Genomic DNA, 21,270 nt, shown 5'->3' on the forward strand with positions numbered 1-21,270 from the left:
GCATCCACTTTCCAGCGGAGGGCGTCATCGCCGTCGCAGTTTCCATCCGTCAAGTCGAGAAGCGCTTTGCCTCGCTGCGCGCGCTCGACGGTGTCTCGCTCGACATCGAGCGCGGCGAATTCTTCGGTCTGCTGGGGCCCAACGGCGCCGGCAAGACGACGCTGATCTCCTGTCTGGCGGGCCTCGCTCGTCCCGACGCCGGCCACCTGTCGGTACTCGGGCACGATGTCGTCAGCGATTACCGCAACGCGCGCCGCCTGCTCGGCGTCGTGCCGCAGGAACTCGTCTTCGACCCCTTCTTCAGCGTGCGCGAGACCTTGCGTCTGCAGTCGGGCTACTTCGGCATCCGCAACAACGATGACTGGATCGACGAGATCCTCGCCGAACTCGACCTGACCGGCAAGGCCGACACCAACATGCGCAGGCTCTCCGGCGGCATGAAGCGGCGCGTCCTCGTGGCGCAGGCGCTGGTGCACAAGCCGCCGGTGATCGTCCTCGACGAGCCGACCGCCGGCGTCGACGTCGAGTTGCGCCAGGGCCTGTGGGCCTTCGTCTCGCGGCTCAACCGCGAAGGGACGACGGTGATCCTGACCACGCACTATCTCGAAGAGGCGGAAGCCCTGTGTGGCCGCATCGCGATGTTGAAGCAGGGCAAGGTGGTCGCGCTCGACACCACCGCCAACCTGCTCGCACGCCATTCGGGGCGCTCGCTCAGCGTGCGCCTCGCCCCCGGCGCGTCGCTGCCCGAGGGCTTGCGCGAACGCGCGCATGAAGACGGTGACGGCTGGCGCTTCCGTCTTGCCGACTGTGACGAGATCGAGCCCCTGCTGGCGACGCTGCGACTCGCCGGTTGCCGGGTCGACGATGTCCGCCTGCAGCAGGCCGACCTCGAGGAGGTCTTCCTCGGCCTGATGCGCGAGACAGGGGGCAAACCATGAGCGGGATGGCGACGCTGTTCAGGAAGGAAGTGCTGCGCTTCTGGAAGGTGGGCTTCCAGACCGTCGCCGCGCCGGTGATCAACGCGATGCTCTATCTCCTGATCTTCGCCAACGTGCTCGACGGAAAGGTGGTGCATGGCGTCCCCTACACGGCCTTCCTGATTCCCGGCCTGGTGATGATGTCGGTGCTGCAGAACGCCTTCGCCAACAGTTCGTCGAGCCTGATCCAGTCGAAGGTGACCGGCAGCATCGTCTTCGTCCTGCTGCCGCCGATTTCCTACGTCGAGATGTTTGCGGCCTTTGTCGGCGCCTCGGTCGTGCGCGGGCTCGTCGTCGGCGTCGGCGTGCTGGCAGCGACGGTGCCCTTCGCGCTCGATGGTTTCACCAACCTCGACGCGGGCGGCGTCGCCTGGATCCTCGCCTTCACCGTCCTCGGTGGCGGCATCATGGGTTCGCTCGGCGTCATCGGCGGCATCTGGGCCGAGAAGTTCGACCAGCTCGCCGGCTTCCAGAACTTCCTGATCATGCCGCTGACCATGCTCTCCGGCGTTTTCTATTCGATCGCTGCGCTGCCGGACTTCTGGCGGCAGGTATCGCATTTCAACCCCGTCTTCTACATGATCGACGGTTTCCGCTACGGTTTCTTCGGCGCTTCCGACGCGCCGCCGGAACAGAGCCTCGCCGTCGTCGCTTTCTGCTTCGTCGTCGTCGCCGGCATTGCGCTGGCCATGCTGCGCAGCGGTTTCAAGCTGAGGAACTGAACATGATGCACCCCGAACAAGTCCGTGCCTTGATCGTCGCCGGCCTGCCCGGCGCCGAGGTCGAGGTGAAGGGCGACGGACAGCACTTCGAGGCGCTGATCGTCGCCGTCGAATTTGCCGGCAAGAGCCGCGTCGGTCGCCAGCAACTGGTGAACGGCATCCTGCGTGCCCACTTCGACAGCGGCGAACTCCACGCGCTGTCGATGCAGACCCTGACTCCCGAAGAGTGGAGCGCCCGGCGTGGATAAGCTCCTGATCCAGGGCGGAACGCCGCTCAAGGGTGAAGTCGCCATCTCCGGCGCCAAGAATGCGGCGCTGCCGATCCTCTGTGCCAGCCTGCTCTCGGCCGAGCCGCTCACGCTCGCCAACGTGCCGCACTTGAACGACATCTCGACCATGCTGCGCCTCCTCGCGCAGATGGGCGTCGAGGTGACTCTCGACGGCGCCGACGGGCTCGTGCTCGACAGCCGCGCGCTGCACAACCCGGTCGCCCCCTACGACATGGTCAAGACCATGCGCGCATCGATCCTCGTGCTCGGGCCCCTGCTCGCACGCTTCGGCGAGGCCAAGGTGTCGCTGCCCGGCGGTTGCGCCATCGGCGCGCGTCCGGTCGACCAGCACATCAAGGGCTTGCGCGCGATGGGCGCGGAGATCCGCGTCGAGGAGGGCTACGTCATCGCGCGCGGCAAACTCAAGGGCGCGCGCATCGTCACCGACATGGTGACCGTGACCGGCACCGAGAACCTGATGATGGCCGCGGTGCTCGCCGAGGGTGAGACGGTGATCGAGAACGCCGCGCGCGAGCCGGAAGTGGTCGACCTCGCCAACTGCCTGTCGGCGATGGGCGCGCGCATTTCCGGCGCCGGTTCGGACGTGATCCGCATCCACGGTGTCGAGCGCTTGTCCGGCGCGACGCACTCGATCATGCCCGACCGCATCGAGACCGGCACCTACCTGTGCGCGGCGGCGGCGACCGGTGGCCAGGTGCGGCTGACGCGCACCTCCTCGTCCTACCTCGACGTCGTCGTCGACAAGCTGCTCGACGCCGGCTGCGAGATCGACACCGAACGCGACGCGATCGTACTCAGGGCGCCCCAGCGGCTGAAGGCGGTGAGCCTGCGCACGGCGCCGTATCCGGCTTTCCCGACGGACATGCAGGCGCAGTTCATGGCCATCAACTGCGTCGCCGAAGGATCGGCGGTGATCCGCGAGACCATCTTCGAGAATCGCTTCATGCACGCGGTCGAGCTGATCCGCCTCGGTGCCGACATCCGCATCGACGCCAACAACGCGGTCGTCACCGGCGCCCCACGGCTGAACGGCGCGACGGTGATGGCGACCGACCTGCGCGCCTCTGCGAGTCTGGTCATCGCCGGCCTCGCCGCGCAGGGCGAGACGCTGATCGAGCGCATTTACCACCTCGACCGCGGCTACGAGCGGATCGAGGAGAAGCTCTCCCGGCTCGGCGCCAGCGTCCGCCGCGTTCATTGACAGGGGAAACGGTACGATTCGTGCCGTCCCGCGGTAAAATCGGCGTCTTTACCGAGCAGGAAGACGCCGTGGACGGCATCACCATCGCCCTTTCCAAGGGCCGCATCTTCGAGGAAACGCTGCCGCTCCTGGCCGCCGCCGGGATCGTCCCGCAGGAAAACCCGGAAACCTCGCGCAAGCTGATCATCCCGACCAACCGCGACGACGTGCGCGTCGTCGTCGTGCGCGCCTCGGACGTGCCGACCTACGTTCAGTACGGTGCCGCCGACCTCGGCGTCGCCGGTCGCGACGTGCTCATCGAACACGGCGGCGAGGGTCTGTACCAGCCGCTCGACCTCAACATCGCGCGCTGCCGGATGATGGTCGCGGTGCCCGAGGGCTTCGATTACGAGAACGCCGTCCGCCAGGGCGCCCGGCTCAAGGTGGCGACCAAGTACCTCACCACGGCGCGCGAACACTTCGCCGCCAAGGGCGTGCATGTCGACCTGATCAAGCTCTACGGTTCGATGGAACTGGCGCCGCTCGCCGGTCTTGCCGACGCGATCGTCGACCTGGTCTCCTCGGGTGGAACGCTCAAGGCCAACAAGCTCGTCGCAGTCGAACACATCCTCGACATCTCCTCGCGTCTGATCGTGAACCAGGCTGCGCTGAAGCTGAAGCGCGAGCGCCTGACGCCGATCCTCGACGCCTTTGCCAGGGCCGTCCAAGCATGATTGCCATCAAGCGCTTCTCTTCCGCCGACACCGACTTCCGCGAGCGCCTCGACGCGCTGCTCGCCTTCGAGGGCGCGCAGGACGAATCTGTTGACCGCGCGGTCGCGGCCATCCTCGCCGACGTGAAAAGCCGCGGCGACGCCGCCGTGGTCGAGTACACCAACCGCTTCGATCGCCTCGCTGCAACCTCGCTGGCCGAACTCGAACTGCCCGCGTCCGCCCTGCAGGCGGCGCTCGCCGGACTGCCAGACGAGCAGCGCGCCGCGCTCGAAGCGGCCGCCGCGCGCGTGCGTAGCTACCACGAGCGGCAGCCGCTCCAGGGCTGGCAGTACGAGGAAGCCGACGGCACGCTGCTCGGCCAGCAGGTGACGCCGCTCGACCGCGTCGGCCTCTACGTCCCTGGCGGCAAGGCGGCCTATCCGTCGTCGGTGCTGATGAACGCGATTCCGGCGCGCGTTGCTGGCGTGCGCGAGCTGATCATGGTCGTGCCGACGCCGGGCGGCGAGAAGAACGCGCTGGTGCTCGCCGCCGCCGCGCTCGCCGGTGTCGACCGCGTGTTCACCGTCGGGGGCGCGCAGGCGGTCGGCGCGCTCGCCTACGGCACGCAGACGGTGCCGCAGGTGGACAAGATCGTCGGCCCCGGCAACGCCTGGGTCGCTGCCGCCAAGCGCCGCGTCTTCGGCGTCGTCGGCATCGACATGGTCGCCGGTCCTTCCGAGATCCTCGTCGTCTGCGACGGCCAGACCGATCCCGACTGGGTGGCGATGGACCTCTTCTCGCAGGCCGAGCACGACGAACTCGCGCAGTCGATCCTGGTCTGCCCCGACGCCGCCTACCTCGACCGCGTCACCGAGGCCATCGAACGGCTGCTGCCGACCATGCCGCGGCAGGCGGTGATCCGTGCCGCGCTCGAGAACCGTGGTGCCCTGATCCAGGTGCGCGACCTCGACGAGGCTTGTGCGCTCGCCAACCGCATCGCCCCCGAGCACCTCGAACTCTCGGTCGCCGACGCCGAGGCCTGGCTGCCGAAGATCCGCCACGCCGGCGCCATCTTCATCGGCCGCTACACCTCGGAATCGCTTGGCGACTACTGTGCCGGACCGAACCACGTGCTGCCGACCTCGGGCAGCGCACGCTTCTCGTCGCCGCTCGGCGTCTATGACTTCCAGAAACGCAGCAGCCTGATCCGCGTCTCGCGCGAGGGCGCGCAGAAGCTCGGCAAGATCGCCGCGACCCTGGCCGAAGGCGAGGGCCTGAGCGCGCACGCGCGCTCGGCGCAGTACCGACTCGACTGATTTCCTTGCAGGCGGCGGTGCCGCCTGCAAGGTTTCAATATCGGCTCAGAAGCCGCGGAAGCTGGTGAAGCCGGCGACCGGTTCGCGCTCGGAAACCAGCTGGTTCTCCACTGCGTCGGGGTCGGCGTAGCCGAGCGCCATGCCGCAGACGATGAGTTCGTTCTCGGGGATGCCGAGCACGGTGCGGATGGTCTGGTGGTAGTCGGCGAAGGCGGCCTGCGCGCAGGTGTCGAGCCCGCGTGCGCGCGCGGCGGTCATCAGGTTGCCCATGAACATGCCGTAGTCGAGGAACATGCCTTCGCCGAGCTTGCGGTCGAGCGTGAAGATGAGGCCGACCGGCGCGTCGAAGAAGCTGAAGTTGCGCGCGGTCTGCCGCTTCATTCCTTCCTTGTCGTCCTTGGCGATGCCGAGCAGGCCGTAGAGGCCGAAACCGACCTTGCGCCGGCGCGACAGCCAGGGCTCGGCCCATTCCTTCGGGTAGTAGTCGAATTCACGGCCGTCCATGCCGACCGTCTCGAACTTCTCGACGATCGCCGCCGACAGCTTCGCCTTTTCTGCGCCGGCGAGCGCGTACACCTTCCACGGCTGCACGTTGGTTCCGGACGGTGCGCGCGCGGCGAGCGCCAGAAGTTCCTCGACCAGCGCCTGCGGCACCGGCGTCGGCAGGTAGCGGCGCATCGAATGCCGCGAGCGGATGGCGTGGTCGACGTGGGCGATGGCGATGGGGTCTGGCTGCGTCACAGGATTTCCTTCAGGGCGTTGATGAGGGCGGCGCACTGTTCGTCGGTGCCGACGGTGATGCGCAGGTGCTGGTCGATGCGCGGCAGGCGGAAGTGGCGGACGATGATCGCGCGCGCGCGCAGTGCCGCCGCGAGTTCGCCGGCATCGCGCCGTGCATGGCGGGCGAAGACGAAGTTCGCTGCCGACGGGACCACCGCGAAGCCGAGCTGCTCCAGGTCGGCGACGAGTTGTGCGCGGGTGGCCATCACCGCGCTGCGCGTCGCGTCGTAGTGTTCACGGTCGTCGAGCGCGGCGACGGCGCCGGCAAGCGCCAGGCGGTCGAGCGGGTAGGAATTGAAGCTGTTCTTGACGCGTTCGAGCGCCTCGATCAGCTGCGGGTGGCCGACGGCGAAGCCGACGCGCAGTCCGGCCAGCGAGCGCGACTTCGACAGCGTCTGCACCACCAGCAGGTTCGGGTAGCGTGCGACCAGCGCGACCGCGCTCGGCACCTCGGCGGCGGCGAAGTCGATGTAGGCTTCGTCGACGACGACGACCGAATCCGGGTTGCCGGCGACGACCTGCTCGATCGCCGCGAGCGGCAGCAGGCGTCCGGTCGGCGCGTTCGGGTTCGGGAAGATGATGCCGCCGTTGGCGCGCAGGTAGTCGTCGGCGACGATGGAGAAATCGTCGGCGAGCGGCAACGCGACGTGCTCGATCCCGTACAGCCCGCAATAGACCGGGTAGAAGCTGTAGGTGATGTCGGGGAACAGGATCGGCCGCTCGTGCTTCAGGAGTCCCTGGAAGACGTGCGCGAGCACCTCGTCCGAGCTGTTGCCGACGAAGACGTTGGCCGGCCTGATCGCGTGCCCGGCGAAGAAGTCGGCTACCGCCGCCTTCAGACGGTCGCCGTTCGGGTCGGGGTAGAGGCGCAGCGCGGCGCCGTCGCCGCCGAGCTCGCCGGCGATCGCCGCGACCGCGCGCGGGCTCGGCGGGTAGGGGTTCTCGTTGGTGTTGAGCTTGACGAGATTGTCGAGCTTCGGCTGTTCGCCGGGAACGTAGGGGGTGAGGCCGCGGACGGTGGCGCTCCAGTATTGGCTCATGCGCTGATTCGGGGCAGAGAACGAAGCGCGGAATGGTATCATGCCCGTCCGTTCCCATCTTCGTGACGCTCACCATGCGGCAGGTTGAAATCACTCGCAATACTCTCGAGACGCAGGTTGCGGTCAAGCTCGACCTCGACGGAACCGGGCAGGGCCGGTTCGCGACCGGCGTTCCCTTCCTCGATCACATGCTCGACCAGATCGCCCGCCACGGGCTGATCGATCTCGACGTCAACGCGGTTGGCGACCTGCACATCGACGATCATCATACGGTCGAGGATATCGGCATCAGCGTCGGCCAGGCGCTGGCGCGCGCGCTCGGCGACAAGAAGGGATTGCGTCGCTACGGTCACGCCTACGTGCCGCTCGACGAAGCGCTGACGCGCGTGGTCATCGACCTGTCCGGCCGGCCGGGACTCGTCTTCGAAGTCGAGTTCACGCGCGCGCAGATCGGTGCCTTCGATGTCGACCTGGTACGCGAGTTCTTCCAGGGCCTCGTCAATCACGCGCAGATCACCGTGCATATCGACAACCTGCGCGGCCTCAACGCCCATCACCAGGCGGAGACGGTGTTCAAGGCCTTCGGGCGCGCGCTGCGCCAGGCCTGCGAGCCCGACCCGCGCTGCGACCGCATCCCCTCGACCAAGGGAGCGCTGTAGATGGCCGGATCGATCGCCGTCATCGACTACGGCATGGGCAACCTGCGCTCGGTCTGGCAGGCCGTGGCGCACGTCGCCGAAGGACGCGAGGTGCAGGTGACCAGCGACCCGCAGGTGGTTGCCGCTGCCGAACGCGTCGTCTTTCCGGGGCAGGGCGCGATGCCCGACTGCATGCGCGAACTCGACGCGCGCGGCCTGCGGCCGGTACTGCTCGACGCCGCCAGGAACAAGCCCTTCCTCGGCATCTGCATCGGCCAGCAGATGCTGTTCGAACACAGCGAGGAGGGTGACGTCGCCGGGCTCGGCGTCTTCGCCGGCCAGGTCCGCCGCTTCCCCGGCGAGCGCATGGTCGCAGCCGACGGTGCGCGCCTGAAGGTGCCGCACATGGGCTGGAACGAAGTGCGCCACAGCGCGCCCGAGCATCCGCTGTGGCAGGGTATCGCCGACGGCGAGCGCTTCTATTTCGTGCACAGCTATTATGTGGACCCGGCCGATCGCTCGATCGTCGCCGGCACGACCGACTACGGCATCCCCTTTACCAGTGCGGTAGCCCGGGATAATATCTTCGCCGTCCAATTCCATCCGGAAAAGAGCGCACACGCAGGGCTCGCCCTGCTGGCGAATTTCATTCGCTGGTCGCCTTGAGTCGCGGCGGCGCCGTCCCCAATCCTTTTTCCCATTTCTCTCTCACGTTCCGGCAAAAATGCTGATCATTCCCGCGATTGACCTGAAGGGTGGCCAATGCGTCCGCCTCAAGCAGGGCTTGATGGACGACGCTACCGTTTTCTCCAATTCGCCCGGTGCGCAAGCGCAGCACTGGCTCGACCAGGGCGCGCGCCGCCTGCACGTGGTCGACCTCGACGGCGCCTTCGCCGGACAGCCGAAGAACAAGGCGGCGATCCGCGAGATCCTGGCGGCGGTCGGTGACGAGATCCCGGTCCAGCTGGGCGGCGGCATCCGCGACCTCGACACCATCGAGCGCGCGCTCGACGCCGGGATCAGCTACGTGATCATCGGCACGGCGGCGGTGAAGAATCCCGGCTTCCTGCACGACGCCTGCGGCGCCTTCCCCGGACACATCATCGTCGGCCTCGACGCGCGCGACGGCAAGGTCGCGGTCGACGGCTGGTCGAAGCTGACCCGCCACGACGTCATCGACCTGGCCAAGAAGTACGAGGACTACGGCGTCGAGGGCATCATCTACACCGACATCGGCCGCGACGGCATGCTCTCCGGCGTCAACATCGAGGCGACGGTGAAGCTCGCGCAGGCGCTGCGCATCCCGGTCTATGCCAGCGGCGGCCTCTCGTCGATCGCCGACATCGCCGCGCTGTGCGCGGTCGAGGAAGACGGCGTCGTCGGTGCCATCGCCGGTCGCGCCATCTACGACGGCTCGCTCGACTTCGCTGCGGCGCAGGCGGAAGCTGACCGCCTCGGCGCCAACTAAGGCCTTCCAGGGCAGAACGGGTTTTCGCTTTGGCGCTGGCTAAACGCATCATTCCCTGCCTCGACGTCACCGCCGGTCGCGTCGTCAAGGGCACCAACTTCATCAACCTGCGCGACGCCGGTGATCCGGTCGAGGTCGCGCGCCGCTACGACGAGCAGGGCGCCGACGAGATCACCTTCCTCGACATCACGGCGTCTTCCGACCAGCGTGACATCATCCTCTCGGTGATCGAGGCCTGCGCGGCAGAGGTGTTCATCCCGCTGACGGTCGGCGGCGGCGTTCGCGTCATCGGCGACGTGCGCCGCCTGCTCAACGCCGGTGCCGACAAGGTGAGCATCAATACCGCGGCGGTGCAGAATCCCGACCTCGTCGCCGAAGCCTCGGCCAAGGTCGGCTCGCAGTGCATCGTCGTCGCCATCGACGCCAAGCAGGTCGGCCCCGACGAGTGGGCGGTGTTCACCCACGGCGGCAGGAACCGTACCGAACTCGACGCGATCGCCTGGGCGAAGCGCGTGCAGGAACTCGGCGCCGGCGAGATCCTGCTCACCAGCATGGACCGCGACGGCGCGCGCAACGGTTTCGACCTGGCGCTGACGCGCGCGGTCGCCGACGCGGTGGACATCCCGGTGATCGCCAGCGGCGGTGTCGGCAACCTGCAGCATCTCGCCGACGGCGTCAGCGAAGGGCGCGCCGATGCGGTGCTGGCTGCGTCGATCTTCCATTTCGGCGAATATACCGTGCGTCAGGCCAAGGAATACATGCGCGCGCGCGGCATCGAGGTGCGCCTGTGAGCCACGACCTCGATCCGCAACGCCCCTGGCTCGACGCGCTGAAGTGGGACGCCGACGGGCTGATCCCCGCGATCACGCAGGAAGTCGGCAGCGGTCGCGTGCTCACGCTGGCGTACATGAACCGGGAGTCGCTGGCCGAGACGCTGCGTTGTGGTCGCGCGGTATACTGGTCGCGCTCGCGCCAGCGCTTCTGGCGCAAGGGCGAGGAATCCGGTCACGCCCAGCTCATCCGCGACATCCGCACCGACTGCGACGGTGACGCGCTCCTGCTCTTCGTCGAACAGCAGGGTGGCATTGCCTGCCACACCGGCCGCGAAAGCTGCTTCTTCTACCGGCTCGAAGGCGAGCGCTGGCTGGCCGTCGATCCGGTTCTGAAAGACCCGAAGGATATCTACCAAAAATGAACATCGACCTGCTGCACCGCCTCTCCGAGACGCTCACCTCGCGTCGCCACGCCGACCCCGAGTCTTCCTACACGGCGCAGTTGATGGCCAAGGGCCCCGACCTGATCCTGAAGAAGATCGGCGAGGAATGTGCCGAGCTGATCATGGCCGGCAAGGAAGGCAGCCGCCTGCACATCGTCCGCGAGTCGACCGACGTCCTCTACCACATCATGGTGCTGCTCGCCTTCTACGGCCTGTCGATCGAGGACGTGCTGCAGGAAATGCGCCGCCGCGAGGGAATTTCCGGGATCGACGAGAAGAAGTCGCGGAGCGCCTGAGCGATGGAGGACTGCCTTTTCTGCCGCATCGTCCGCGGCGAGATTCCGTCGCGCAAGGTCTATGAGGACGACGAGGTCTTTGCCTTCCACGACATCCACCCGCAGCGTCCGCTGCACCTCCTGGTCGTCCCGAAGCGGCACATCGCTTCGCTGGCGACCGTGACTGCTGCCGACGAGCCGACCCTCGGTCGCCTGCTCGCGGTCGCCCACCAGCTCGCTGCGGAAAACGGCAGCCCGGACGGTTTCCGCGTCATCATCAATACCGGCTATGTCGGCGGGCAGGAAGTCGGACACCTGCACGCACACGTCGTCGGCGGGAACGATCCCGTCGGCCCGATGCTCAAACGAATCTAGGGAGGCAAACCATGGGCTCTTTCAGCATCTGGCACTGGTTGATCGTTCTCGTCATCATCATGCTCATCTTCGGCACCAAGAAGCTGCGCAACATCGGCCAGGATTTGGGCGGTGCGGTGAAGGGCTTCAAGGAAGGCATGAAGGACGCCGCCGATGAAGAGAAACCCGCAACCCCCGCCGCGCCGCCGCAGCAGGTGACGAGCGGCCAGACCATCGAAGGCGAGGTCCGCGAAAAGACGCGCTCCTGAGCGTCGCCGGCTGCAGCGCCGGCGGCAGGAGTGAGGTTTTCCGCCGGGGCGGGTTGCTGCTTCCGACTGCGTCGGGAGCTACGGCTCGCCACCGACATCGCTGCCTCCCTGCGCGTGTCCTCCTTTTCCGTCCCTTCCTCATCCCATGTTCGACATCGCCTTTTCCGAGCTGATGCTCATCGCCATCGTGGCCTTGATCGTCGTCGGTCCGCAACGTCTGCCGCATCTGGCGCGGACTGCCGGCCATCTGCTCGGACGGGTGCAGCGCTACGTGAGCAGCGTCAAGGCCGACATCAACCGCGAGATGCAACTCGAGGAACTTCGTCGGCTGCAGGCCGAACTCGCCGAGTCGGCACGCAAGCTCGAGACCAGCCTCTCCAGCGAGGTGTCGGGCGTGCAGCGTTCGCTCGAAGAGACCCGTGATTCCTTGAACCAGTCGGTGGCGACGCTGGCTGCCGCGCCCTCGGCAGGCGCGGAGGCTGTCGCGGCGCACGATGCGCCGGTTTCCGCACCGCCGGCAGTGGCGGCCGCGCTGGCGGCGCTGGCGTCCTCGGCGGGAACTTCGCATACCCCGGCAGCGGCCGACGCCACGGTCAGCGCCGACAAGCCGAAGGCCTGACATGAGTACGGGAACGGGAATGGGCGTCGGCGAGGAAAGCTTCCTCAGCCACCTGATCGAACTGCGCAACCGCTTGATCCGGGCGCTGCTCGCGGTCTTCGTCGTCTTCCTCTGCCTGTTCCCGTGGTCCAAGGAAATCTACACGCTGGTCGCCCAGCCGCTGCTCGAGGTGCTGCCGAGCGGCGGCCAGATGATCGCCACCGACGTGATCGGCGTCTTCCTGGTGCCGATGAAGGTGACGCTGATGACCGCGCTGCTCATCGCGCTCCCGGTCGTCCTCTACCAGGCCTGGGCCTTCGTCGCGCCGGGGCTGTATACGCACGAGAAGAAGCTGGCGCTGCCGCTGGTCTTCGCCAGCGTCCTGCTCTTCTTCACCGGAATGGCCTTTGCCTACTTCCTGGTCTTCCCGACCGTGTTCACCTTCATGGCCAAGGTCGCGCCGGAAGGGGTCGCCTGGATGACCGACATCGACAAGTACCTGTCCTTCGTCCTCACCAGCTTCGTCGCCTTCGGTGCCGCCTTCGAGGTGCCGGTGGTCGTGATCGTCCTCGTCCGTACCGGCATCGTCGAACTCGAGAAGCTGCGCGCGTGGCGTCCCTACGTGATCGTCGGCGCCTTCGTCATCGGCGCCATCTTCACGCCGCCGGACGTCATCTCGCAGCTGATGCTGGCGGTGCCGCTCTGCCTCTTGTTCGAACTCGGCCTGCTGCTGGCGCGCGTCACCGGACGCGCGCCGCAGGCGGGAGATGCGGATCAGGCGTAAGAGGCGGACAAGGCGCCGTCACCGTGATTCGTCGGGTCACGCTGCGCCAACGATCATGGCGAGTCGTGCCACCCCTCTGCATGAAACGCAGCCATTCGCTGCCGTCATTGCGAGGCGCGTAGCGCCGTGGCAATCCGGTTGACTGGCTGCTGATCGCGACGGCTTCGGCAGATCAGTTCGGCCGATGTTTCACGAAATTGTTCCACGTTTCACGTTACCCCGATCTACGGAACTGCCGTGGGAGGGCCGTAAGGCCCGAATGGAACACCGCCCATGCATCAAGCAGCCGACGCGACGGCGGCTGACCCCGTCTCTTCCTTGCGCGGCGGCGCGGGAACGGTCGGGGCTTGCGCCACCGGAACGCCTTCCTCGAACAGCCACAGGCTGCCGGGCGGCATCGTCGTCCATTCCTCGTTGTCGGTGAGCGGCGTCGTCGCGATGACGGCGACGCGGTCGCTCGGCGTCGTCAGCTCGGCGAAGTCCACGCTCACGTCCTCGTCGGCCAGGTGCGCGACTGCGAACGGCGCCTTGCGCACGACGAAGGCGAGCTTGCGCGAGCAGTGTGCGAACAGCCAGTCACCGTTGGACAGCAGGTAGTTGAACTCGCCGCTCGCGCCCACCTTGAGCGTCAGTTCGTGCAGGGTGGAGAACAGCTCGTCGCGCGCCGGCGGGGTGGCGCCGAAACGCTGCCGCAACTGGCGCAGCAGCCAGCAGAAGACCGCCTCGCTGTCGGTGTCGCCGACCGGCTGCGGGCCGCTGCCGTCGTTGAACACCTGTGCCGCTGCCTCCGTCGTGGCGCAGAAGGCCGGCGCGTCGTGGTTGACCTGCCCGAATCCGGGTACCGCGCCGTTGTGCGCGAAGATCCAGTAACGGCCCCACAGTTCGCGCATGAACGGGTGCGTGTTCTCGAGTGCGATGCGCCCGTGCGTCGCCTTGCGGATGTGCGCGATCACGTTCTTCGAGCGGATCGGGTAGTTGCGCACCAGTTCGGCGACCGGCGAACGGAAGGAGGGCTGCGGGTCGAGGAAGACACGCGCGCCGACGCCCTCGAAGAAGGCGATCCCCCAGCCGTCGGCATGCACCGAGGTGGCGCCGCCGCGCTGCTGAAAACCCGCGAACGAGAAGCAGATGTCGGTCGGCGTGTTGCAGTTCATTCCCAGCAGTTCGCAGATTTTGGTTTCCTCCGGAAAGTTGATGATGCACGCGCTGGAGCGCCGCGCCTCACTCGGCGTCGCGCCGCAGGTTGGTTGAGCGCCTGCCGACCTTGATGTCCAGGTCGATCAGCTGCTGCTGGCGGCGCAACTTGAAGCCGATGTGGCTGCCCGGTTTTTGCGCAGCGATCAGGTCGAGCATGGCCTGCGGATCCTTGACCGGCTTGCCGGCGATGGAGAGCAGGATGTCGCCGGGGCGGACGCCGGCCTGTTCGGCCGGACTGCCACGCTGGACGCCGGCGATCAGCGCGCCGTCGGCGTTGGGCAGCCCGAAGGACTCGGCGAGTTCGCCGGTGATCTCCTGTGCCTCGACGCCGACCCAGCCACGCGTCACCGAGCCGTGCTGGATGATCTGTTCCATCACGTCCTTGGCGGTCGCCACGGGAATGGCGAAGCCGATGCCGAGCGAGCCGCCCGAGCGCGAGTAGATCGCAGTGTTGATGCCGATCAGCGCCCCGCTGCTGTCGATCAGCGCGCCGCCGGAGTTGCCCGGATTGATCGCCGCGTCGGTCTGGATGAAGTTTTCGAAGGTGTTGATGCCCAGATGCGAGCGGCCGAGTGCCGAGACGATGCCCATGGTCATCGTCTGGCCGACGCCGAAGGGGTTGCCGATGGCCAGCGCGACGTCGCCGACATGGACGTCCTCGGGGCGGCCGAAGCTGATCGCCGGCAGCCGGGGCTCCTTGCCGCCGTGGCCGGTATCGACGTGCAGCACGGCGAGGTCGGTGTCCGGGTCGCTGCCGACGAGGCGCGCGCGGAAGGTGCTTCCGTCGTTGAGCGCGACCTCGATCTGGTCGGCCGCCTCGACGACGTGATAGTTGGTCAGCACGTAGCCGTCGCTGCTGACGATGACACCCGATCCGAGGCCTGCGCTGCGCGCCTCGTCATCGGGCCGATCGCCGAAGAAATGGCGGAAGACCGGGTCGTCGAAGAGCGGGTGCTTCGGCAGCTTCATCTTCTTGCTGGTGAACACATGCACGACCGACGGCAGTGCCTTGTTCGCCGCTTCGCGGTACGATGCTGCCGCGCTGGCCGCCTCGCCGACGGCGGGTGGCGGCGTGCCGGCGACGTCGCCGCGGCGGCCCACCCAGTCGGGGCGCAGCGCGCCGACGACGAAGAAGATCGCCAGCGCGATCGTCGTCGCCTGTGCAAAGATCAGCCAGAGCCTGCGCATCGGGTCATACCGCAAGGGAAGGGAACAGATGATGTCAAACGAAAATTCCGGGGGGGTCGCGCGCGAAGAACTGACGCGCTATCTGGATGAATTGCTCGAAGCGGCACGACTGCGCGATTATTGCCCAAACGGTCTGCAAGTGGAAGGCGCCGCCCGGCTGCGGCGGGTGGTCACCGGCGTCAGTGCCTGCCAGGCGCTGCTCGATGCCGCCGTGGAGCGCTCGGCCGACGCGGTGCTCGTCCATCATGGCTGGTTCTGGCGCGGCGAGGACGTACGCGTCACCGGCCTGCGCCGCGTGCGGCTGGCGACCCTGCTTGCCGCCGACATCAACCTGATCGCCTACCACCTGCCGCTAGACGCGCATCCCGAACTCGGCAACAACGCGCAACTGGCAAGACGCTGCGGGTGGGCGCCGGAAGGCCGCTTCGGCGAACAGGACATGGCCTGGTTCGGCAGCCCGGCGGCCCCGACGACGGTCGGCGAACTCGCGGCAACCGTCGCCTCCGCCCTCGGCAGGGCGCCGCTCGTCATCGGCGAGGGCGCTCGACCCGTCACGCGCATCGGCTGGTGCACGGGCGCTGCGCAGGGCTACCTGGAGCAGGCGATCGCCGCCGGCTGCGATGCCTTCGTTTCCGGCGAGATCTCCGAACAGACCGTGCATCTGGCGCGCGAGGCGGGCGTTGCCTACCTCGCCGCCGGACACCACGCCACCGAGCGCTGCGGCATCGAGGCGCTGACCGGGCACCTCGCCACGCATTTCGCCGGCCACTGCGTCTTCGAGTTCGTCGATATCGAGAATCCGGTATGAGGCAGCGCGAGGGGCCAGCATGAGCCAGAGCGCACCCCTTCTCCTGCGCCAGACCCGCCTCCTTGCCGCTCATGCCGCGCCGATGCTGATTGCCCAGCTGGCCGGCATGGCGATGATGCTGATCGACACCGTCCTGCTCGGCCACTACGGCGCCGAGGACCTGGCGGCGGTCGCGGTCGGCGGCGGGCTTTACGTCGCGATCGTCTTCGCCTTTGCTGGCGTCGTGCAGGCGGTCGGGCCGACGGTCGCGCAACTCGTCGGCGCGCGCCGCAGCGGCGAGATCGCCCCGGCCGTGCAGCAGGCGTTCTGGCTGGCGCTCTTGTTGTCGGTGCCGGGCGTCGCGCTGCTGCTCCACCCCGATGCGTTGCTCGGCCTGTCGCCGATCGAGCCGGCGGTCGAGGCCAAGGCCCGCGGCTATCTCGGCCTGCTCGCCTGGGCGCTGCCGGCGGTGTTGCTGCATCGCGTCTTCTACGCGTTCTGCAATGCGATCAGCCGGCCGCGCCCGCTGATGCTGATCAGCCTCGGCGGTGCCGCCCTGCACGGCGTCCTCGCCTGGCTGCTGGTCAGCGGGCGCTGGGGCGGCGAGCCGCTCGGGGTGCTCGGCTGCGGCATTTCGAACGCAGTCACCGGCTGGTTCGCGCTCATCTGCGCGCTCGTCTATCTGCGCTTCGCGCCGGCACTGGCGAGCTACCGCCTGTTCGCCGCCTGGCACCTGCCGCGCCTGCAGCCGCTGAAGCAACTCTTGCGCATCGGCCTGCCGATGGGGTTTTCGGGCTTCGTCGAAATCTCGGCATTCACGCTGGTCGCGCTGTTCATCGCGCAGCTCGGCGCGTCGGTCGTCGCCGGACACCGGATCATCGCCAACCTCGCCGCAATCGCCTACATGCCGCCGCTGGCGCTGGCGATCGCGACGCTGGCGCAGGTCGGGCAGGCCGTCGGCGCGCGCGACGTGCCGCGCGCGCGTGTGTCCATACAGGCCGGCCTGCTGCTCGCCGCCGGCGTGTCGACGCTGCTCGGGGTCGCGCTCTGGCTCAGCGCCGAGCCGCTGATCGCCGCCTACACCAGCGACCAACGCGTGCAGGCGACCGCCTTGTCGCTGATCGTTTTCGTCGCGCTCTACCAGGTCTTCGACGCGGTGCAGACGGTCGCCGCCTTCGCCCTGCGCGCCTACAAGATCACCTTCGTGCCGATGCTCGTGCACATCGTCTGTTTCTGGGGCGTCGGCCTCGGGGGCGGCTGGTTGCTCGCCTATCGCGGTGTTTTCGACCTGGCGCCGCTGGGCGTCGTCGGCTTCTGGAGCGCCTCGCTCGCCAGCCTGACGCTCGCCGCGCTGCTGCTCGGCGGCCTGCTCTGGCGGACGGTGGTGATCGCCGCCGCCGAGGAGGCGCCGCTGGCTGCGGCCGGCGCTCGCTGAGGGCCTGTCCTCGGTAGGACGGGCCGCCGCCCGCCCGCGCGCGCCGTCATCGCTCCACGCCAGGGGCATCCGTCGGCGGCATCCGATTCCATAATTATGAATTATTTACGCACCGGCGCAGCCTTGTGCTACGATCTTAGGTCAACGAAAAAGCCTGCCTCGACGGCCGCGCGAGCGTGATTTCCCGCACCCGCAGATCTTTCGCGGCAGGCCGGGAACTCGCGATTCGCGTCCACTGTCCGAGTGCGCTACTTGCCGGGCGCTGTTGCCCATTGCTCAATCCTTTCACTTCCGGATCGTCGATGCCTTTGCCTCCCCCCTCCGTTGCACGCAAGCGCATGCACGTGCGCAGTGTCGAACTGGCTGGTTTCAAACGGGAGGATGGAAACTGGGATATCGAGGCAAGACTCGTCGATAGCAAGGATCAGGACTACCACCTGTCTTCCGGCGTGCGCCGCGCGGGCGATCCGCTGCACGAAATGTGGGTGCGCGTCACCATCGACCGCAAGATGAACATCGTAGACGCGGTCGCCTGCTCCGACGCGACGCCTTACCCCGGCGTTTGCGAGCGGATTGCCCCGTCGTATCGGCAGCTGGTCGGGCTGAACCTGTTCCATGGCTTCCGCAAGGCGATCAAGGATTGCTTCGACAAGATCCAGGGCTGCTCGCACCTCTCCGAACTTCTGATGCACCTGCCGACCGCGGCGATCCAGAGCTTCGCCAGCGAGATCCCGGACAACGACGACAGCAAGCACAAGCCCTACCAGCTCGATCGTTGTCACGCGCTGGCCTCGTCGTCCGAGGTGGTCGAGCGCTACTACCCGCGCTGGTATCGGCCCGACGGCGACCCGGAACCCGGCGTCGCGCGCCTGACGAGCGAGGTGTGAATTCCCGATTTCTCCCCGTCTTCCGACGGTGACTTGAACGCTGGCCCGGCCGGCACCCCAGCAACCTCAGCAACCCAGGCAAGGAAAACGCATGAAAATCCACGAATATCAGGGCAAGGAGCTCCTGAAGAAATTCGGCGTCGTCGTCCCTCGCGGCGTCTTCTGTCCGACTGTCGATGACGCGGTGAAGGCGGCCGAATCCCTCGGTGGCAAGGTCTGGGTGGTCAAGGCCCAGATCCACGCCGGCGGCCGCGGCAAGGGCGGCGGCGTCAAGGTCGCCAAGTCGCTCGACGAGGTGCGCCAGTACGCCAGCCAGATCCTGGGCATGCAGCTGGTGACGCACCAGACCGGTCCGGAAGGGCAGAAGGTGCGCCGCCTGCTGGTCGAGGAAGGCGCCGACATCCGTAAGGAATACTACGTCGCCGCGCTGACCGACCGTGCCACGCAGAAGGTCGCGATGATGGCATCAAGCGAAGGCGGCATGGACATCGAGGAAGTCGCGCACTCGACCCCCGAGAAGATCATCAAGGTCTTCGTCGACCCGCTCACCGGCCTCACCGACGCACAGGCGCTCGAACTCGCGCAGGGCATCGGCGTCCCCGAAGCCTCGCAGGCGCAGGCGGTCGACACCTTCAAGAAGCTCTACACCTGCTACATGGAGACCGACGCCTCGCTCGCCGAGATCAACCCGCTGATCCTCGAAGGCAACGGCAACATCAAGGCGCTCGACGCCAAGTTCAACTTCGACTCGAACGCGCTCTACCGTCATCCTGAAATCGTCGCCTACCGTGACCTCGACGAGGAAGACCCCGACGAAATCGAAGCCTCCAAGTTCGATCTCGCCTACATCAGCCTCGACGGCAACATCGGCTGTCTGGTGAACGGCGCTGGCCTGGCGATGGCGACGATGGACACGATCAAGCTGTTCGGCGCCGAGCCGGCCAACTTCCTCGACGTCGGCGGCGGCGCGACGACCGAGAAGGTCACCGAAGCGTTCAAGATCATGCTGCACAACCCGAAGGTCAAGGGCATCCTGGTCAACATCTTCGGCGGCATCATGCGCTGCGACACGATCGCCACCGGCGTCGTCAGCGCCGCGCGCGAAGTGCACCTCTCCGTCCCGCTCGTGGTGCGCATGAAGGGCACCAACGAAGAACTCGGCAAGAAGATCCTCGCCGAGTCGGGCCTGCCGATCATCACCGCCGACAGCATGGCGGAAGCCGCGACCAAGATCGTCGCTGCGGTCAAGTAAGGAGAGAGTGAATGTCCATCCTGATCAACAAAGACACCAAAGTCATCACCCAGGGGATCACCGGCAAGACCGGCCAGTTCCACACCGAGAAGTGCCAGGAATACGCCAACGGCAGGAACTGCTTCGTCGCCGGCGTGAACCCGAAGAAGGCCGGCGAGAAGATCTTCGACATCCCGATCTACGGTTCGGTCAAGGAAGCCGCCGCCGAAACCGGCGCCACCGTCTCGGTGATCTACGTGCCGCCCGCCGGCGCCGCTGCGGCGATTTGGGAAGCGGTCGAAGCCGACCTCGATCTGGCGATCTGCATCACTGAAGGCATCCCGGTGCGTGACATGCTGATGGTGCGCAACAAGATGAAGCAGAAGGTCGCTGCCGGCGGCAAGGAAACGTTGCTGCTCGGACCGAACTGCCCCGGCCTGATCACGCCCGACGAGATCAAGATCGGCATCATGCCCGGCCACATCCACCGCAAGGGCCGCATCGGCGTCGTCAGCCGCTCGGGAACGCTGACCTACGAAGCCGTCGGCCAACTCACCGAAGTCGGCCTCGGCCAGTCTTCGGCGGTCGGCATCGGCGGCGACCCGATCAACGGTCTCAAGCACATCGACGTGATGAAGATGTTCAACGACGACCCCGACACCGACGCGGTGATCATGATCGGCGAAATCGGCGGCCCCGACGAAGCCGAAGCCGCGCAGTGGTGCAAGGCCAACATGAAGAAGCCGGTGGTCGGCTTCATCGCCGGCGTCACTGCCCCGGCCGGCAAGCGCATGGGCCACGCCGGCGCGCTGATCTCCGGCGGCGCCGACACCGCCGATGCCAAGCTCGCGATCATGGAAGAGTGCGGGTTCACGGTGACGCGCAACCCGTCGGAAATGGCGCGCCTGCTGAAGTCGCTGCTCTGATCCGGAGCGGCGCCCGCGGCGCAGCAGGCTGCGGGCGTTCAAGGTAAAGCAAAAGGGCGGACCATGGTTCGCCCTTTTGCTTGCTGTGCCTGTTCCGTCGCATAGGATTCAGCGCAATTTTCAGATCGGCACGAAGGACCCATTCATGGAATTCGATGAAAAGATGGCTGCGGGAAAGACGGAGGAGGTCCCGGCCCAAGGAGCGAACGGTCCCGGGAAGCAATCCTCGCTCGCCGACTGGGCGCCCAAGCTGGTCGGACTCCTGATTCCCGTCGCGCTCGGCCTCGAAGCCTACGGGGTCTATGCGAGCCGGGTCGACAAGGCGGAGGCGGCGAAAGTCGAAGCGGCGAAGCTGCAGGCGGCGCCGCCTGTGACCGGTCCGCAGATGGAGGCTGGAGCGGAGTCGAAGCGAAGCGCCGAGTGAGATTGTTCAGAGGCCGGACCTCGAATATTCTTCCCGGGTCGTCGGTGTCTCCTGGAAATGCTTGGCGCGTAATCTGATTGGCGTGAGAAAATCATCGGAAGGGCGCAGCTACTGATCTACCGAAAGGTTTCAGACTGCTCAATCAGCGCAACGCAAGGCAAGCTCATGAAGCCACTTGTCCCTTCCGAACTCAAGACGATTCTTCATTCCAAGCGCGCGAACCTCTATTACATCGAACACTGCCGCGTGCTGGTGAATGGTGGGCGGGTCGAGTACGTGACAGACGAGGGCAAGCAGTCGCTCTACTGGAACATCCCGATCGCCAATACCACGACGCTCCTGCTCGGCGCCGGAACTTCCATCACCCAGCAGGGCTTCCGCACTCGGAAAGCATCTTTTCCAATGAGATTGCCGGCCTGAAATAGTCCCTCCTCTTCAAGAGGATAGGGCTTCATCTTGCAACCTTTCTCAAAATCGCATCTACTCCGTGCCTTTGAGCCAAGCGCATGAGAGCGACGGAAGGGGGCTGCCTGATGGAGTGTCTGTCCGAAATCGATGACCCACGCAAGCCCAGC

Annotated in this window: 27 protein-coding genes; 23 read left to right on the forward strand and 4 right to left on the reverse strand. The window is 66.8% G+C overall.

Annotated features, from left to right (window positions below):
- Positions 1-26: 26 nt before the first annotated feature.
- The 6 genes from CCR84_RS00745 (at position 27) to hisD (ending at position 5,198) form a co-directional block, all read left to right on the forward strand.
- Positions 27-938: an ABC transporter ATP-binding protein gene (locus CCR84_RS00745; protein WP_420825375.1), complete on the forward strand. Its 912-nt coding sequence runs from the start codon at positions 27-29 to the stop codon at positions 936-938.
- Complete coding sequence (locus tag CCR84_RS00750) at positions 935-1,699, forward strand: ABC transporter permease (protein ID WP_201209025.1); 765 nt, start codon at positions 935-937, stop codon at positions 1,697-1,699. The genes CCR84_RS00745 and CCR84_RS00750 overlap by 4 nt, the downstream gene beginning before the upstream one ends.
- Before the next feature lie 2 nt (positions 1,700-1,701).
- Positions 1,702-1,947: a BolA family protein gene (locus tag CCR84_RS00755; protein WP_201209026.1), complete on the forward strand. Its 246-nt coding sequence runs from the start codon at positions 1,702-1,704 to the stop codon at positions 1,945-1,947.
- Entirely contained in the window at positions 1,940-3,190 is a 1,251-nt protein-coding gene (gene murA / locus CCR84_RS00760) for a UDP-N-acetylglucosamine 1-carboxyvinyltransferase (protein ID WP_201209027.1), read from the forward strand. The genes CCR84_RS00755 and murA overlap by 8 nt, the downstream gene beginning before the upstream one ends.
- 68 nt (positions 3,191-3,258) lie before the next feature.
- On the forward strand, positions 3,259-3,903 hold the full coding sequence (gene hisG, locus CCR84_RS00765; protein WP_201209028.1) for an ATP phosphoribosyltransferase: 645 nt from the start codon (positions 3,259-3,261) through the stop codon (positions 3,901-3,903).
- Positions 3,900-5,198 carry a histidinol dehydrogenase gene (gene hisD, locus CCR84_RS00770; protein WP_201209029.1) on the forward strand — a complete coding sequence of 433 codons (1,299 nt, stop codon included), beginning with the start codon at positions 3,900-3,902 and terminating at the stop codon, positions 5,196-5,198. The genes hisG and hisD overlap by 4 nt, the downstream gene beginning before the upstream one ends.
- 45 nt (positions 5,199-5,243) lie before the next feature.
- On the opposite strand, the gene CCR84_RS00775 is transcribed toward hisD, so the two are convergent.
- Complete coding sequence (locus CCR84_RS00775) at positions 5,244-5,939, reverse strand: nitroreductase (RefSeq protein WP_338052536.1); 696 nt, start codon at positions 5,937-5,939, stop codon at positions 5,244-5,246.
- Positions 5,936-7,018 carry a histidinol-phosphate transaminase gene (gene hisC, locus CCR84_RS00780; RefSeq protein ID WP_201209030.1) on the reverse strand — a complete coding sequence of 361 codons (1,083 nt, stop codon included), beginning with the start codon at positions 7,016-7,018 and terminating at the stop codon, positions 5,936-5,938. The genes CCR84_RS00775 and hisC overlap by 4 nt, the downstream gene beginning before the upstream one ends.
- A gap of 74 nt (positions 7,019-7,092) precedes the next feature.
- Here hisC and hisB point away from each other — a divergent pair, with 74 nt between their 5' ends.
- From hisB to tatC, 10 genes are all read left to right on the forward strand, one after another.
- On the forward strand, positions 7,093-7,677 hold the full coding sequence (gene hisB, locus CCR84_RS00785) for an imidazoleglycerol-phosphate dehydratase HisB (RefSeq protein ID WP_201209031.1): 585 nt from the start codon (positions 7,093-7,095) through the stop codon (positions 7,675-7,677).
- Positions 7,678-8,322, forward strand: a complete 645-nt coding sequence (gene hisH / locus CCR84_RS00790; protein ID WP_201209032.1) for an imidazole glycerol phosphate synthase subunit HisH — start codon at positions 7,678-7,680, stop codon at positions 8,320-8,322. It abuts the gene before it with no gap.
- 58 nt (positions 8,323-8,380) lie between these two features.
- Positions 8,381-9,124: a 1-(5-phosphoribosyl)-5-[(5-phosphoribosylamino)methylideneamino]imidazole-4-carboxamide isomerase gene (gene hisA / locus CCR84_RS00795; RefSeq protein WP_201209033.1), complete on the forward strand. Its 744-nt coding sequence runs from the start codon at positions 8,381-8,383 to the stop codon at positions 9,122-9,124.
- 29 nt (positions 9,125-9,153) lie between these two features.
- Positions 9,154-9,915 (forward strand): imidazole glycerol phosphate synthase subunit HisF, encoded by a 762-nt coding sequence (gene hisF / locus CCR84_RS00800; RefSeq protein WP_201209034.1) that lies wholly within the window; start codon positions 9,154-9,156, stop codon positions 9,913-9,915.
- Positions 9,912-10,319, forward strand: coding sequence for a phosphoribosyl-AMP cyclohydrolase (hisI, locus tag CCR84_RS00805; protein ID WP_201209035.1), 408 nt, complete (start codon positions 9,912-9,914; stop codon positions 10,317-10,319). Before hisF ends, hisI begins: the two co-directional genes overlap by 4 nt.
- Positions 10,316-10,636 (forward strand): phosphoribosyl-ATP diphosphatase, encoded by a 321-nt coding sequence (locus CCR84_RS00810; RefSeq protein WP_201209036.1) that lies wholly within the window; start codon positions 10,316-10,318, stop codon positions 10,634-10,636. Before hisI ends, CCR84_RS00810 begins: the two co-directional genes overlap by 4 nt.
- Positions 10,637-10,639: 3 nt before the next feature.
- Positions 10,640-10,990 (forward strand): histidine triad nucleotide-binding protein, encoded by a 351-nt coding sequence (locus CCR84_RS00815; RefSeq protein WP_201209037.1) that lies wholly within the window; start codon positions 10,640-10,642, stop codon positions 10,988-10,990.
- 11 nt (positions 10,991-11,001) lie between these two features.
- On the forward strand, positions 11,002-11,238 hold the full coding sequence (gene tatA / locus CCR84_RS00820) for a Sec-independent protein translocase subunit TatA (protein WP_201209038.1): 237 nt from the start codon (positions 11,002-11,004) through the stop codon (positions 11,236-11,238).
- Between the two features lie 145 nt (positions 11,239-11,383).
- A complete protein-coding gene (gene tatB, locus CCR84_RS00825; protein WP_201209039.1) occupies positions 11,384-11,857 on the forward strand; it encodes a Sec-independent protein translocase protein TatB in 474 nt (157 codons plus the stop codon).
- Between the two features lie 19 nt (positions 11,858-11,876).
- Positions 11,877-12,620, forward strand: a complete 744-nt coding sequence (gene tatC, locus CCR84_RS00830) for a twin-arginine translocase subunit TatC (RefSeq protein ID WP_201209049.1) — start codon at positions 11,877-11,879, stop codon at positions 12,618-12,620.
- A gap of 278 nt (positions 12,621-12,898) precedes the next feature.
- Here tatC and CCR84_RS00835 read toward each other — a convergent pair whose 3' ends face one another.
- Complete coding sequence (locus CCR84_RS00835; RefSeq protein ID WP_201209050.1) at positions 12,899-13,792, reverse strand: class II glutamine amidotransferase; 894 nt, start codon at positions 13,790-13,792, stop codon at positions 12,899-12,901.
- A 49-nt stretch (positions 13,793-13,841) separates the two neighbouring features.
- A complete protein-coding gene (locus tag CCR84_RS00840) occupies positions 13,842-15,005 on the reverse strand; it encodes a trypsin-like peptidase domain-containing protein (protein ID WP_201209040.1) in 1,164 nt (387 codons plus the stop codon).
- A 28-nt stretch (positions 15,006-15,033) separates the two neighbouring features.
- On the opposite strand from CCR84_RS00840, the gene CCR84_RS00845 reads away from it, so the two are divergent.
- From CCR84_RS00845 to CCR84_RS00875, 7 genes are all read left to right on the forward strand, one after another.
- On the forward strand, positions 15,034-15,813 hold the full coding sequence (locus CCR84_RS00845; RefSeq protein WP_242508465.1) for a Nif3-like dinuclear metal center hexameric protein: 780 nt from the start codon (positions 15,034-15,036) through the stop codon (positions 15,811-15,813).
- Positions 15,814-15,832: 19 nt separating this feature from the next.
- A complete protein-coding gene (locus tag CCR84_RS00850; RefSeq protein ID WP_201209041.1) occupies positions 15,833-17,227 on the forward strand; it encodes an MATE family efflux transporter in 1,395 nt (464 codons plus the stop codon).
- Positions 17,228-17,529: 302 nt separating this feature from the next.
- Complete coding sequence (locus CCR84_RS00855) at positions 17,530-18,114, forward strand: DUF2889 domain-containing protein (protein WP_201209042.1); 585 nt, start codon at positions 17,530-17,532, stop codon at positions 18,112-18,114.
- Between the two features lie 91 nt (positions 18,115-18,205).
- The gene (gene sucC, locus CCR84_RS00860; protein WP_201209043.1) at positions 18,206-19,366 is read left to right on the forward strand and encodes an ADP-forming succinate--CoA ligase subunit beta; all 1,161 of its coding nucleotides are present in this window, start codon (positions 18,206-18,208) and stop codon (positions 19,364-19,366) included.
- A gap of 11 nt (positions 19,367-19,377) precedes the next feature.
- The gene (gene sucD / locus CCR84_RS00865) at positions 19,378-20,271 is read left to right on the forward strand and encodes a succinate--CoA ligase subunit alpha (RefSeq protein ID WP_201209044.1); all 894 of its coding nucleotides are present in this window, start codon (positions 19,378-19,380) and stop codon (positions 20,269-20,271) included.
- A gap of 145 nt (positions 20,272-20,416) precedes the next feature.
- Entirely contained in the window at positions 20,417-20,695 is a 279-nt protein-coding gene (locus CCR84_RS00870; protein ID WP_201209045.1) for a hypothetical protein, read from the forward strand.
- 165 nt (positions 20,696-20,860) lie between these two features.
- Positions 20,861-21,115 carry a hypothetical protein gene (locus CCR84_RS00875; RefSeq protein ID WP_201209046.1) on the forward strand — a complete coding sequence of 85 codons (255 nt, stop codon included), beginning with the start codon at positions 20,861-20,863 and terminating at the stop codon, positions 21,113-21,115.
- The last annotated feature ends 155 nt before the right edge of the window (positions 21,116-21,270 follow it).

The sequence above is a fragment of the Rhodocyclus purpureus genome, from assembly GCF_016653115.1.
GTDB classification, from domain to species: Bacteria; Pseudomonadota; Gammaproteobacteria; order Burkholderiales; family Rhodocyclaceae; genus Rhodocyclus; species Rhodocyclus purpureus.

What these genes read in the sequence shown, in the direction of transcription:
- CCR84_RS00750 (WP_201209025.1), top strand. Translation starts at nt 935, where the DNA reads ATGAGCGGGATGGCGACGCTGTTCAGGAAGGAAGTGCTGCGCTTCTGG.
- CCR84_RS00755 (WP_201209026.1), top strand. Translation starts at nt 1,702, where the DNA reads ATGATGCACCCCGAACAAGTCCGTGCCTTGATCGTCGCCGGCCTGCCC.
- hisD (WP_201209029.1), top strand. Translation starts at nt 3,900, where the DNA reads ATGATTGCCATCAAGCGCTTCTCTTCCGCCGACACCGACTTCCGCGAG.
- hisC (WP_201209030.1), bottom strand. Translation starts at nt 7,018, where the DNA reads ATGAGCCAATACTGGAGCGCCACCGTCCGCGGCCTCACCCCCTACGTT.
- hisB (WP_201209031.1), top strand. Translation starts at nt 7,093, where the DNA reads ATGCGGCAGGTTGAAATCACTCGCAATACTCTCGAGACGCAGGTTGCG.
- hisH (WP_201209032.1), top strand. Translation starts at nt 7,678, where the DNA reads ATGGCCGGATCGATCGCCGTCATCGACTACGGCATGGGCAACCTGCGC.
- hisA (WP_201209033.1), top strand. Translation starts at nt 8,381, where the DNA reads ATGCTGATCATTCCCGCGATTGACCTGAAGGGTGGCCAATGCGTCCGC.
- CCR84_RS00810 (WP_201209036.1), top strand. Translation starts at nt 10,316, where the DNA reads ATGAACATCGACCTGCTGCACCGCCTCTCCGAGACGCTCACCTCGCGT.
- CCR84_RS00815 (WP_201209037.1), top strand. Translation starts at nt 10,640, where the DNA reads ATGGAGGACTGCCTTTTCTGCCGCATCGTCCGCGGCGAGATTCCGTCG.
- tatA (WP_201209038.1), top strand. Translation starts at nt 11,002, where the DNA reads ATGGGCTCTTTCAGCATCTGGCACTGGTTGATCGTTCTCGTCATCATC.
- tatB (WP_201209039.1), top strand. Translation starts at nt 11,384, where the DNA reads ATGTTCGACATCGCCTTTTCCGAGCTGATGCTCATCGCCATCGTGGCC.
- tatC (WP_201209049.1), top strand. Translation starts at nt 11,877, where the DNA reads ATGGGCGTCGGCGAGGAAAGCTTCCTCAGCCACCTGATCGAACTGCGC.
- CCR84_RS00840 (WP_201209040.1), bottom strand. Translation starts at nt 15,005, where the DNA reads ATGCGCAGGCTCTGGCTGATCTTTGCACAGGCGACGACGATCGCGCTG.
- CCR84_RS00845 (WP_242508465.1), top strand. Translation starts at nt 15,034, where the DNA reads ATGATGTCAAACGAAAATTCCGGGGGGGTCGCGCGCGAAGAACTGACG.
- CCR84_RS00850 (WP_201209041.1), top strand. Translation starts at nt 15,833, where the DNA reads ATGAGCCAGAGCGCACCCCTTCTCCTGCGCCAGACCCGCCTCCTTGCC.
- CCR84_RS00855 (WP_201209042.1), top strand. Translation starts at nt 17,530, where the DNA reads ATGCCTTTGCCTCCCCCCTCCGTTGCACGCAAGCGCATGCACGTGCGC.
- sucC (WP_201209043.1), top strand. Translation starts at nt 18,206, where the DNA reads ATGAAAATCCACGAATATCAGGGCAAGGAGCTCCTGAAGAAATTCGGC.
- sucD (WP_201209044.1), top strand. Translation starts at nt 19,378, where the DNA reads ATGTCCATCCTGATCAACAAAGACACCAAAGTCATCACCCAGGGGATC.
- CCR84_RS00870 (WP_201209045.1), top strand. Translation starts at nt 20,417, where the DNA reads ATGGAATTCGATGAAAAGATGGCTGCGGGAAAGACGGAGGAGGTCCCG.
- CCR84_RS00875 (WP_201209046.1), top strand. Translation starts at nt 20,861, where the DNA reads ATGAAGCCACTTGTCCCTTCCGAACTCAAGACGATTCTTCATTCCAAG.